Source organism: Archangium sp. (genome assembly GCF_036277355.1).
Classification (GTDB): Bacteria; Myxococcota; Myxococcia; order Myxococcales; family Myxococcaceae; genus Archangium.
Genome location: NZ_DASUNC010000054.1, coordinates 12,505 through 24,249, shown reverse-complemented (window position 1 = coordinate 24,249; position 11,745 = coordinate 12,505). Strand labels below are relative to the sequence as shown.

Below are 11,745 nucleotides of genomic sequence, written 5' to 3'. Positions count from 1 at the left end.
ATTCATCCGCGGGTCCTCCGAGGCGTCGGGTCCCGGCTCCCAATCCACCATCCGCTCGGCTGCCCTCCTGGTGGCTCCGGCCTGTAGAGGGCTGTAGAAACGGCCTTCACCCCCGGTCCGGATTCCTGGGAGACTCGCCGAGTGTGCTAAACAACGCACCTCAGACTGACTGATACTGCCCCCCCATGCTGGAATCCCTCTCCGTACCGAAGCGACGCGTAGCGGCCCAGTTCGTCCTGCCGGGTGGTGCCTCGCGCAACGTGGCCGTGTTCCTCGCCGAAGCCGCTCCCGGACACACCGGCGGTGAGCGCCTGTCGGACCTGCTCAACGGCAGTGGCTCCCTGTTCATCCCCGCGGTCGACGCGGACACGGACGCCATGACGTTCGTGCACTGCGAGAACCTCGCCCTGGCGCGCGTGGCCGCCGAGCTCGAGCCCAACGTCGTCGATCAGTTCACCATCCCCACCGAGCACGAGGTGGAGGTGACGATGATGGACGGCCAGAAGCTGCGCGGGCTCATCACCTACGTGCTGCCCGAGGCCCACTCCCGCCTCACCGACTACCTCAACAACAGCGCGCCCGCGTTCTTCCCCGTGTTGGAGGGGGAGCAGGTCGCCCTGGTCAACAAGCGCCACGTCGCCTACGTGGAAACCCTTCGCCGCTGAGAAGCCTGAAAAGCCATGGCTCGGTTCGACGCCTTCATCGAGAAGCTCTACAAGGAAGCCGGTGTCGCCATCATGTTGGAGACCGGCAGCGGCATCAATCTGCGGACCGCCGCGGGCAACGTCCCCATGGTCAAGGCGGGTCTCAACTCGCAGCAGATCATCGGCGCGCTCTCGGAGATCCTCCCCGCCGACATGCGGGGCAGCTTCCCCACCGAGGGGGTCTCCACCTTCTCCTATGCCGCTCCCGCGGGCGCGGTGCAGGTCAAGGTGCAGAACGTCGCGGGCCACCTGAAGGTGGCGCTGGTGCCCCAGAAGGCGGCGCCGGCCGCGAACGTCGTCGCGGTGCCGCTCCCGGCTCCGTCCCAGGGTGGTCTGGATCTGCCGCCCGCCTCCGAGGAGGACAAGCTGGAGCTGGCCTCTCCGGCGGACATGATGGACCTGGCCGCCCGCGGCGCTGGGGGTGCCTTCACGGCCGGCCCCGGTGCCGCCCCGGCGCGTGCGCCCACCGCTCCGGCCGCGGGTCCTCGCGCCGTCCCCACCGCCGCTCCGGCCGCCGCCAAGGCCCCCACGCCCGCTCCCGCCGCCGAGGCGAAGTCCTCCATCCAGGTGATTCCGGTCAACGACGGGCCGGACTCGGATGCGGCCCAGGCCCTGCGCGCGCTGTTGGACCGGATGCTCGACAAGAAGGCCTCCGACCTCCACCTGTCCAGCCAGGTGGTGCCCATGCTGCGCATCGATGGCGACATGGTGGCGCAGGAAGACTACCGGCCCCTCACGAACGATCGCCTCAAGGCGATGCTCTGGACCATCGCTCCGGAGAAGAACAAGAAGCAGTGGGAGGAGACGCGCGACACGGACTTCGCCCACGAGACCGAGCGCGCCCGCTTCCGCGTCAACGTCTTCGAGGACCGCAAGGGCATCGGCTCCGTGATGCGGCAGATCCCCACGAAGATCATGTCCGCCGAGGACATGGGGCTCTCCAAGCACATCCTCGACCTGTGCTACCTCAGCAAGGGTCTGGTGCTCGTCACCGGCCCCACGGGCTCCGGTAAGTCCACGACCCTCGCCGCGATGATCGACTACATCAATCGCAATCGCGAGGATCACATCATCACGATCGAGGACCCGATCGAGTTCGTGCACCCGAACAAGAAGTGCCTGGTCAACCAGCGCGAGGTGCACGTCCACACGCACGGCTTCAAGAACGCCCTGCGCGCCGCGCTCCGTGAGGACCCGGACATCGTGCTCGTCGGCGAAATGCGAGACCTCGAGACGATCGCCATCGCCATCGAAACGGCCGAAACGGGCCACCTCGTCTTCGGAACGCTGCACACCAACACGGCGCCCTCGACGGTGGACCGCATCATCGACCAGTTCCCCGCGGACCGGCAGGAGCAGATCCGCATGATGCTCTCCGAGTCCCTCAAGGGCGTCATCTCGCAGATGCTGGTGAAGAAGATCGGCGGAGGCCGCGTGCCCGCGCAGGAAGTGCTCCTGTGCACCAGCTCCGTGGCCAACCTCATCCGCGAGGGCAAGACGTTCCAGATTCCCTCCATCATGCAGACCTCGCGCGGCATCGGCATGCAGACGCTCAACGATGCCCTGCTGGATCTGGTGAAGAAGAAGCTCTGCGAGCCCAACGACGCCTACATCAAGGCCATCGCCAAGGGGGAGTTCAAGCAGATGCTGGAGCGCTCGGGCTTCAAGATCGATCTGCCCACCTCCTGAGCCATGGAGGTGGACAGTCCGGTCCGGGCGGCTCAGTCCAGCGAGGCCTGGTCCGCGAAGAAGACCACCCGGCCGCCGCTGGCCGGGCTGGTGCTGCCGTTGTAGCCCTCGGTGACCGTCCACAGGTTGGTGCCGCTGCCCGTGGCGTGCATGCCCTCGGGCATCCGGGCCCAGTCGCCATTGCCGGACAGGTACGCCGTGCGCGAGGCGCCCGTGGACACCTTGAAGAGGGCGCCGCTGTAGCGCGTCGAGCTCAGCCAGTACGACGTGGTCGCCGTCGTGGTCATGATGGGGGCCACGCCCTGCACGTTGGGCTCGTTCATGATCCAGGCGCGCTCGGGGGCCACCAGGCCGCTCACCGTCTGGAGGCGGTACGTGGTGGAGTCCACCGGCCAGCGGTAGAGCCGCCCGCCGAGCCCCGGCGTGGAGCCGTCATAGGGGCAGCCCGTGCCGGTGTTGTTGCAGTACTCGCCCGAGAGCAGCACGTCCGTGGTGCCGCGCGTGTCCTTGCCCAGGAAGGAGAACTTGGGCCGGCAGGGGCTGACGATGGTCGAGGGCACCACGTACGCGCTCACCTGCGGCAGCACGTACTTGTAGCCGTAGGCGCACCACTCGGTGCCCACCTTGCCGATCGCCGTGTCACACGTGGTGCTGGTGCTCACCTCGCGGATCTGCGTGAGGTCGAACACGCGCATGCCATCCGAGGTGTCCGCCATGTAGAGGTAGTTGCCGTACCAGGCCAGGCCACCGCCGTGCTCGGGGATGGTGGTGAAGTTGCCGGAGCTGGTGGGCCGCACCAGCAGGAGGTGCCGGTAGTTCACCGCGCTCAGCGACATGTCCGAGATGTCCGCCACGGAGATGCGCACGCCCTTGTCCGGGCTGGTGAGCGTGTAGTGCCAGGAGACGATGGCCACGTTGGTGCTGCCGGACACGCCCGCCGTCAGTCCCTGCGGCACCCAGTCCGTGGTGGACATGTCGCCGTCGTTCCAGCGGAAGCCGCCCTTGTAGCCCACCGCCGGCGGGTGGTTGGTCGAGGTGAGCACCGGGCCCGCGCGGTTCAGGTCCTGGAGGATCGCCGGCAGCCCCAGCGCCGGGCCCACGCCCGTCATGTACGAGGCGTAGGTGCTCCACGTGTTCTGGTCCTGCAGCTTGAGGCAGCTCGCGTCATGGGCCGTCAGCGGCGCTCCCTCCGTGAGGGGCTGCGATTGCGCTCCCGGGGTCTCGTCCCCGGGCTCCTCCTGCTCCAGCGCGGGACCGCACCCCGCCAGCCCGGCCCCGGTCAGCCACGTCGCGATGAAGAGTCCCCGCGTCTTGTTGAAACCCATGTCGTCCGCCTCCCTCTGGGAAGTAAGAGAAGACTGGACTTACACGAGTTTTCAGGATTGATACAGTGGCTTCGGGGGCTCGCGGGGGAGGTAGGGTTTCCGCATGGCCACCGGTGAGAGTGACGAACTCCAGGCGTATCTCGATGAAGCACCCGGGGTGCGCCCGCTCTCGGATTGGATCTGGGGGCTGTCGCGGTGGGGGAAGGGCGTCCTCGTTCGCGCCGGGCTCGCCATCGCCGGGGCCTGTGTGGACCGCTGGCGCCAGGGCGCTCCCAGGGATGAAGGTTGGCAGAGGCACTTCGCCTCCTCGACCCAGCCCGAGGAGGCCCTGTCGGCGCTTCGCGCGTGGCTGGCGCGAGGCGCGCCTCCTGGAGACGCCGGGCTCGCCTCGTGCACCGCGGCCCTGCGCGACCTGATCGGCAACGCGGAGTTCTATGACGACGAGGCCTCGTCCTGGGGCGCCGCCTCCGAGCGCGAGCAGGCCGCGGCTTCCGGGCGTGCCATCCTGATGGCCCTGGAAGCCTCCCAGTGGACGGCCGAGCGCGCGACCGAGGACATCCCGGACGAGGCCGAGCGCCAGGCCATCGCGCGCTCGGGCCCCGTTCCGGAGCTCTGGGAGGCCGTCCGGGCGTATCGCCACGCACTCCCGGACTGCTCGGAGGCCACGGTCCGGGAGTTGATTCGCAACGGCCTGCGCTAGAGGTGGAAGTGCCCCGCCGCCTCCGGCTGGTACGGCACGGCGACGATGCGGAGCGTCCGGGTCCGCCCGCCCGGCATGGGCCAGTCGATGGACTGGCCCACGGACAGCCCGATGAGGGCGCTCCCGACAGGCGCGAGCACGGAGACGCGGCCTTCGTCGCTGCGTGCATCCCACGGGTAGCAGAGCGTCACCTCCCGGCGCGCGCCCGTCTCCTCGTCCTCGAAGACGACGGTGCTGTTCATCGTCACCACGTCCGGAGGGACTTTCTGGGAGCTCGTCACCTCGGCCCGGGCCAACTCCAGGTCCAACATCTCGGCCAGTGTGGCGTTACGCCCACCACTGTATTGCTCGATGACGCGCTGAAGGCGCTCCAGGTCGGTCTCCGTGACGATGATGCGTCGCTCGTGGGTCATTCCATGTTCCTCATGGGGCAATGGCCGAGTTGCGGCCGGGTGTGAAGTGGGCGGAGGTCAGGCGAGGGGCAACCCGCGTCAGCGTGCGGACCCGTGACGACGCGCGAGCGTGTCCGGGTGGCCGGCGGAGCGGGCGGGACGCCGCGCGCCGGGGCTTAGAGCGGGTGGCGGGCGGCGCGGGACTGGAGCCAGGCGGTGGCCCGGCCGTGGGCGAGCAGCACCCGACGCACCACGGCCCAGCGCGTACCGGACTTCATCGCAGCTGGGCAGGTGGAGGGCATCATGGGCTCGGTCACCACGGGAGTGCGCACGGTCTCGTGCGCGGACATCGGACGAGTATAACTGCCCGATGTCCCCGGGCAAGCCAGGTCTCTGGTGCCCGCTCCTCGAGGTCACCGTGAACCAGCCCGTCCGCCTGACCCTCCGTCCAGTAGCCGAGAGTGACGACCCCTTCCTCTTCGCGCTCTACGCGAGCACCCGTGCCGAGGAGATGGCGGCCTGGGGCTGGAGCGCGGCGCAGCAGGAGCCCTTCCTGCGCATGCAGTGGCTGGCGCAGAAGCGCGGTTACGAGGCGCGCTACCCGTCCGAGGGCCACCGCATCCTCGAGCACGAGGGCCGTCCCGTGGGCCGCCTCTGGGTGGTCCGTGGCGAGCACGAGCTGCGTCTGGTGGATGTGACGCTGCTGCCCGCGTACCGGGGCTCGGGCCTGGGCACCTCGGTGCTGCGCGCGCTCCAGGAGGAGGCCTTGGCAGCCGGCAAGCCCTTGAGGCTCCACGTCCTGCGGAACAACCCGGCCCTGCGGCTCTACACCCGGCTGGGATTCACCCCCGTGGCCGAGGCGGAGCAGGAGACTCAGGAGCCCTATCTCGCGCTCGAGTGGGGCCCCAGATGACACGGCCCGCGGGTGGTGTCACCCGCGGGCCGCTTGCTTCACCCGGATGGAATGGGGGACGTCCGTTCAACTCACAGCAGCAGGTTCTCCGGGGCGTTCACCACCGTCTGGAAGGTCTTGCCGATGGCTCCGTCGGAGCCTTGCGCCGTGCTGGTGCTGCCATCGCCGCCATTGCCACCGCATGCACCGCCACCGCCACCGGCCGAGACAGCGGTGCTCGGGGACGTGGGCGCCGCGGAGGTTCCACCCGTGCCGTTCTGGACTTGGAGGGCTCCTGTGGTCACGTTGGGTGTCGTCATCGAGATCAGGTGGATGATGCCGCCGCCGCCGCCACCGCCACCGCCCTCTCCAGGGCCACCGGAAGTGATTCCATTGCCGCCATTGCCACCTCGGGCGCGGATGTTGCCATTCACGGTGAGCGTTCCCTTGGCGGCGATTACGATGACACCTCCCGCTCCGCCTCCGGGTCCCACTGTGTTGGTGTTGCTGGGCGGATTCACCCCGTTCGTGCCGTTCGCGTTGATGTTGCCCGTGCTCGTGACGAGGACATTGCCTCCAGCGGCGATGACCAGGGCGCCGCCACCCTGGCCTCCCGACGTGGCGGTGATGCGGCTGCCCGCGCCGCCCGCGAAGACCACGGGGCGGCGGACCTGGTGGGCCTGGAGGGTGTTCAGCCCGATTCCTCCGTTCGGATCACCCGCTGGAGCGACGGAGATGCCGGGGTGCGGCGCGCCGCCACCACTGTCCTCGGTGCCTGTCGTGACATCGATGGTGCCGCTCACCGTGACGTTCCCCGTGGCGCGGAGCATCGTCCCGCTCGGGACGATGAGCGTGCCGGCGATGTCGATGGTGGTGAACTGCAGGTGGATCTTGCCCTGGCTCACCAGCGTGTTGAACCCGGTGGAGGCGGTGAGGTCCAGGGTGCTTCCGGACGCCACCGACAACGCGCCCGCCGTGCCATCTCCGTAGATACCCATGGTTCCGGCCGGGCCCGCCGGACCCGGGTCGCCCTTGGCACCCGTGGCGCCGGTGTCGCCCTTGGCTCCCGTGGCGCCCGGGATGCCCTGGGGACCCTGAGGACCCGGGTCGCCCTTGGCCCCCGTGGCGCCGGTGTCACCCTTGGCCCCCGTGGCGCCAGTGTCGCCCTTGGCCCCCGGGATGCCCTGGGGTCCCTGAGCGCCATTGCACACGTAGCGGGTGAGGGCCGCGTCCACCTCGGCCGTGTCCAAGGTGTTGTTGCCATTGGCGTCCACGCCGGCCTCGAGCTTGATGCCGCCAGTGGCGCAGTTGGCCCCGAGCCCCTCGGCCGCCGTCTTCACCAGGGCCCGGGCTCCCGCCGCACCCGTGGCGCCGGTGTCGCCCTTGGCACCCGTGGCGCCGGTGTCACCCTTCGCGCCCGGGATGCCCTGGGGACCCTGAGCGCCATTGCACACGTAGCGGGTGAGGGCCGCGTCCACCTCGGTCGTGTCCAACGTGCTGTTGCCATTGGCGTCCACGCCGGCCTCGAGCTTGATACCGCCGGTGGCGCAGTTGGCCCCGAGCGCCTCGGCCGACGTCTTCACCAGCGCGCGCTTTCCTTCAGGTCCTGCCGGGCCCATGGGTCCACCCGCGGGGCCCGCTTCGCCCTGGGGTCCCTGGGCGCCGTTGCACACGTAGCGCGTCTGCGCGGCGTCGACCTCGGAGTCGTCCAGGGTTCCGTTCCGGTTGGCATCCAGACCGACCTCGAACTTCGAGCCCCCCAGCGCGCACTGGGTCCCATCCGGCTCGGCCGAGGTCCGCATCAGCGTGCCCGCGCCCGCCGCTCCGGGTTGCCCGGCGGGTCCCTCCGGTCCCTGGGGCCCCTGGGGTCCCTGCCCGCCTTCGTTCGTGCAGGCCGAGAGGACCAGTGCGGCACAGAGGGACATGACTCGGAACCCGGAGGGTCCCAGTTGGAGTCGCAGGAGGGTCGGCATCGTCATCGGCACGGTCCTTTCGAGAACCTGTTGCAGTTGCAAGCGCGCAGTATGTGCCAGTCCGTGGCCGGGGTGGTGTGATTGGCTTCACAACGCGTTCCGTCAGGGCTTGACAGCGAGTCCTGGTCCTCCGTCCCGGGACATGCTTTGTTGTCGGTTCAACACTCAGCAGGGAGCACGCATGTCGGATCCGTTCATCGGAGAGATTCGGATGTTCGCTGGCAACTTCCCGCCTCGGGGCTGGCAGTTCTGCCAGGGCCAGATCCTGTCCATCGCGCAGAACACCGCCCTCTTCTCCATCCTGGGCACCACCTACGGTGGCAACGGGACGACGACCTTCGCACTGCCGGACCTGCGCGGCCGCTACCCCATGCAGCCGGGCCAGGGCCCGGGTCTGTCGCCGCGCACCCTGGGGGAGCAGGGCGGCTCGGAGACCGTGACGCTGATCAGCAACCAGATGCCGGCGCACAACCACACGCTCAATGTCAGCAGCCAGGCCGGTGACGTGGAGACGCCCGTGGGAACGGTCCTGGCGGCGGACACGACGGCGACGGTGCTGAACTACCGGAGCGCTCCCATCGACGGCACGATGAACCCCGCGGTCATCGGCGCGGCGGGGGGCAACCAGCCCCACAACAACATGCCGCCCTACACGTGCGTGAACTTCATCATCGCGCTCCAGGGCATCTTCCCCTCGCGCAACTGACGCGGCCCGGGCGCCCGGGGTCCCCGAGGGCCCCGGGTCCGTCCTCCGCGCTCAGGACTCCGCGTGGGCGGATTGGGGCTCGGCGAGCACCGGATCGGGCGTGGGCACCCGCGCCGCGCGCGCCTGGAGCCGCGAGCCCACCAGCGACAGCAGCGCCCCCAGCGAGCACACCGGCTTCGCGTCCGGCTCGACGATGCGCATGGCCAGGAAGGCCGCCGCCAGCCGCGCCACCGAGGACAGCACGAAGAGCACGTGCAGGTTCACCCACAGGTGGCCCCCGAGGACGAACTCGGTGGGCAGCAGGCTCGCCAGCCCCCCGCCCAGCGCCGAGGCCGCCGCGTAGGCCAGGCCTCCCGCCGTGGAGAACGCCGCCAGGTAGAAGGGCCGGCCCCGGCGCGGTGCCACCGACAGCGGCAGCGCGAAGGCCGCCAGGCCATGGCCTCCCCACAGCACCCCCGCCAGCACCACGTCCGCCAGCAGCGGCCAGAGGAACGTGGCCGTCGGGAAGAGCCAGATGGCCGGGACGAAGCCAATCCCCAGCGAGCACGCCAGCAGCACCGGCTGCGCCCCCCGCCTGTCGATGAGCCGGCCCCACACCGGCGCGGCCAGCATGCGCATCCCGGCCACCGCCGCCAGGTACAGCGCCATCGTCAGGAAGCTCATCTTCAGGTTCTTCAGCATGTGGAACGAGAAGAAGGGCGCGGAGATCCCCACCGCCGCGTTCCACGCCACCTGGTACACCAGCACCCGGCGCGCCCGCTCGTCCTTCAGCGGCAGCAGCGCCACGCGGAAGTCCAGCTTCGCCTTCTCCTTGCCGGGCGCCGGATCATGCTGGCGCGCCATCAGCAGCGTCGTCACCCCGCCCGCCCCGCACGCCATCGCCGCCAGCAGCGGCAGGCCCAGGCCCACGCCCTCGGGCGGGCGCAGCTTGTCCATCAGCACGCCGGCCACCAGCGACGTCACCGTGCCTCCCAGCGTGCACAGCGCCGTGCGCCGGCCGAAGAAGCGCCCCCGGATGGACTCGGGCACCAGCTCGCCCATCCACGCCACCCAGGCGTTGTTTCCGATGACGCCCAGCACCGCCGACACCGCCGCCACCCCCACCAGCAGCCGCTGCTGCCCCTGCAACCCCAACGGCAGCCACGGCAGCACGCACAACGGCAGCATCACCTGGCGCGACAGGCACACCGCCGTCAGCGCCACCCGCCGGTGCCCGAAGGTGGACGTCAGCCACGCCGCCGGGAACTGCACGAACTGGGCGAAGAAGGGCAGCGCCGTCATCACCCCCACCAGCAAGGGCCCCAGCTTCAGCGCCAGCGCCCACGCGGTGAGCACCGTGGCCCCCGCGCACGCGGTGAACACCTCCGCCACAATCCCCTCGGCCACCGAGGCCCTCAGCGAGCCGCGCAGGGCGCTCCGGGCCTCGGTACCCGGGGTGGATGTGGGAGTGGTGCCTACCGATGGCGCCCCCAGGAGCGGGGCGGCCGAGCCCGGCAGCGAGTTACCGGGCCGGAAGAGGGGGACGGCGGTGGCCAGGGCAGCGAAGCTGCGGAGGACGTGACGGCGCAGGACGGCGAGAGACACGCGGACCTTGAGAGAGGGCGGGGGCTCCCGGGTCTCTCTCATGACGCACCGCACCCACTCAAACCGACCCCTGGTGCCCGCTCGCCCCCCTGCCAGGCCCCGGCGCCTGCCCGTCCATGCAGGAAGCAGGTGCAGTTCACGCGGTCTTGAACTATATGAACGGCGCAGAGGGAGAAGAGGGGTACATGGAACTCGCGCGTGAGCTGGCGGATTTTCTGGGGAGCGTGGAGCAGCGGCTGGGCACCATGCTGGCGGACGGGGATGCGGGCCCGGGTGTGAAGGGCGACACGCTGATGGAGGCCGCGCGCCACCTGTGCATCGGCACCGGCGGCAAGCGCGCCCGCCCCATGCTGGTGCGCCTGTTCGGCGGCGCGGTGAACGTGGCCCCCGAGAAGCTGGTGGACGTGGCCGTGGCCTCGGAGATGATCCACTCCTCCAGCCTCCTGCACGACGACGTGGTGGACGCCGGCATGTACCGCCGCGCCCGGCCCACGGTGAACGCCCGCTGGGGCAACATCGTCGCCGTCATGAGTGGAGACCTCATCCTCTCCACCGCGCTGCACCGCCTGTCGCTGCTGGATGCGCGCCTCACCCAGTCCGCCCTCGCCGTGGTGGTGGAGATGTCGCGCGCCGCCATCACCGAGGTGGAGGCCCGCGGCAACCTGGAGCTGCCCCTGGAGCGCCTGCGCTTCATCGCCGAGGGCAAGACGGGCTCGCTCTTCGGCTGGTGCGGCAGCGCCGCCGCCACGCTCGCCAACCAGCCCGAGGCCGCCCGGCGCTTCGATCTCTTCGGCCGCCGCTTCGGCGTGGCCTTCCAGATCGCCGATGACATCCGCGACGTGCTCGGCACGGATCCGGGCAAGCCGCGCTACGCGGACGTGCTCTCGGGCACGCCCTCGCTGCCCATCCTCCTGGCGGTGGAGCGCGACGGCACGCTGAAGACCAAGCTCAAGGACGCCTGGGCCTTCACCACCGTGAATCCCGAGCGCACCCGCGCCATCGGCGACGCCATCGAGGCCACCGGTGCGGTCGAGCTGGCCATGGAGCGGATGAACCGGGAGCTGGACGCCGCCGTGGACGCGCTGGGGCCGTACGGGCAGCAGGGCCCGGGCGCCGAGCTGGTGGACTGGGCGCGCAAGCTGTCCTTGGGCATGGCCGCCCAGGCCCAGGAGCGGAGCCGCGCCGCATGAAGGGCTACCTGTGGACGAGTGGTCTCGAAGCGGCCCGGGGGGAGGGCTCCAGCAACGGTCATCTCGCTCCCTGGGAAGCCATCGCCATCGACGCGGTGGGCAACGTGATCGAATTCTGGGGCTTCAAGCGCAACCAGGGCCGCGTCTGGGCCCTGCTGTACCTGCGCGGGGAGCCCCTCACCGCCGGGGAGCTCGAGCGCGAGCTGGAGCTGTCCAAGGGCGGGGTGTCCATGCTGTTGAGGGATCTGGAGCGCTGGGGAGTCATCCGCCGCGTGCGCTCGCCGCAGGACAGCGCCTGGCGCTACGCGGCGGAGACGGACCTCATCCGCATGGTGTCGCACGTGATTGAGGAGCGGGAGGCGGGGTTCATCGAGCGCATCCGCGCGGACCTGGCCGAGGCGCACCGGCTGGCGGTGGAGACGGGGAACGTTCCCCGTGAACACCTGGCGAGGCTGGAGAAGATGGCCACGCTTGCCGAGCACGTGGAGAGAGCGCTACGGCTGTTCATCAAGACGGCGCGCCTGGACGTGGGCGGCATCCTCGGCGCGCTGCGCGAGGACTCGCCGCGGCAGTGAGGCGGCCCGGGAGCC

At 70.2% G+C, this 11,745-nt stretch carries 12 protein-coding genes; 7 read left to right on the top strand and 5 right to left on the bottom strand.

Going from position 1 to position 11,745, the window contains the following annotated elements; genetic code table 11:
* Positions 1-185: 185 nt before the first annotated feature.
* Both VFZ09_RS14260 and VFZ09_RS14255 read left to right on the top strand, forming a co-directional pair.
* Positions 186-665, top strand: coding sequence for a hypothetical protein (locus VFZ09_RS14260; RefSeq protein ID WP_329728108.1), 480 nt, complete (start codon positions 186-188; stop codon positions 663-665).
* 15 nt (positions 666-680) lie between these two features.
* Positions 681-2,393 carry a type IV pilus twitching motility protein PilT gene (locus VFZ09_RS14255; RefSeq protein WP_329728107.1) on the top strand — a complete coding sequence of 571 codons (1,713 nt, stop codon included), beginning with the start codon at positions 681-683 and terminating at the stop codon, positions 2,391-2,393.
* A 32-nt stretch (positions 2,394-2,425) separates the two neighbouring features.
* Here VFZ09_RS14255 and VFZ09_RS14250 read toward each other — a convergent pair whose 3' ends face one another.
* Entirely contained in the window at positions 2,426-3,718 is a 1,293-nt protein-coding gene (locus VFZ09_RS14250) for a hypothetical protein (RefSeq protein ID WP_329728106.1), read from the bottom strand.
* Positions 3,719-3,821: 103 nt separating this feature from the next.
* On the opposite strand from VFZ09_RS14250, the gene VFZ09_RS14245 reads away from it, so the two are divergent.
* Positions 3,822-4,418 carry a hypothetical protein gene (locus tag VFZ09_RS14245; protein ID WP_329728105.1) on the top strand — a complete coding sequence of 199 codons (597 nt, stop codon included), beginning with the start codon at positions 3,822-3,824 and terminating at the stop codon, positions 4,416-4,418.
* Here the strand turns inward: VFZ09_RS14245 and rnk are convergent.
* On the bottom strand, positions 4,415-4,831 hold the full coding sequence (gene rnk, locus VFZ09_RS14240; RefSeq protein WP_329728104.1) for a nucleoside diphosphate kinase regulator: 417 nt from the start codon (positions 4,829-4,831) through the stop codon (positions 4,415-4,417). The genes VFZ09_RS14245 and rnk overlap by 4 nt on opposite strands.
* Before the next feature lie 155 nt (positions 4,832-4,986).
* Complete coding sequence (locus tag VFZ09_RS14235) at positions 4,987-5,160, bottom strand: hypothetical protein (RefSeq protein ID WP_329728103.1); 174 nt, start codon at positions 5,158-5,160, stop codon at positions 4,987-4,989.
* Between the two features lie 68 nt (positions 5,161-5,228).
* On the opposite strand from VFZ09_RS14235, the gene VFZ09_RS14230 reads away from it, so the two are divergent.
* Complete coding sequence (locus VFZ09_RS14230) at positions 5,229-5,723, top strand: GNAT family N-acetyltransferase (RefSeq protein WP_329728102.1); 495 nt, start codon at positions 5,229-5,231, stop codon at positions 5,721-5,723.
* A 71-nt stretch (positions 5,724-5,794) separates the two neighbouring features.
* On the opposite strand, the gene VFZ09_RS14225 is transcribed toward VFZ09_RS14230, so the two are convergent.
* Complete coding sequence (locus VFZ09_RS14225; RefSeq protein ID WP_329728101.1) at positions 5,795-7,627, bottom strand: DUF7151 family protein; 1,833 nt, start codon at positions 7,625-7,627, stop codon at positions 5,795-5,797.
* A 229-nt stretch (positions 7,628-7,856) separates the two neighbouring features.
* Here VFZ09_RS14225 and VFZ09_RS14220 point away from each other — a divergent pair, with 229 nt between their 5' ends.
* On the top strand, positions 7,857-8,381 hold the full coding sequence (locus VFZ09_RS14220) for a phage tail protein (protein WP_329728100.1): 525 nt from the start codon (positions 7,857-7,859) through the stop codon (positions 8,379-8,381).
* 51 nt (positions 8,382-8,432) lie between these two features.
* Here VFZ09_RS14220 and VFZ09_RS14215 read toward each other — a convergent pair whose 3' ends face one another.
* The gene (locus VFZ09_RS14215) at positions 8,433-10,007 is read right to left on the bottom strand and encodes an MFS transporter (protein WP_329728099.1); all 1,575 of its coding nucleotides are present in this window, start codon (positions 10,005-10,007) and stop codon (positions 8,433-8,435) included.
* A 143-nt stretch (positions 10,008-10,150) separates the two neighbouring features.
* Between VFZ09_RS14215 and VFZ09_RS14210 the strand changes: the two genes are divergently transcribed.
* Positions 10,151-11,155 (top strand): polyprenyl synthetase family protein, encoded by a 1,005-nt coding sequence (locus tag VFZ09_RS14210; protein ID WP_329728098.1) that lies wholly within the window; start codon positions 10,151-10,153, stop codon positions 11,153-11,155.
* Positions 11,152-11,730: a GbsR/MarR family transcriptional regulator gene (locus VFZ09_RS14205; RefSeq protein WP_043410265.1), complete on the top strand. Its 579-nt coding sequence runs from the start codon at positions 11,152-11,154 to the stop codon at positions 11,728-11,730. The genes VFZ09_RS14210 and VFZ09_RS14205 overlap by 4 nt, the downstream gene beginning before the upstream one ends.
* The last annotated feature ends 15 nt before the right edge of the window (positions 11,731-11,745 follow it).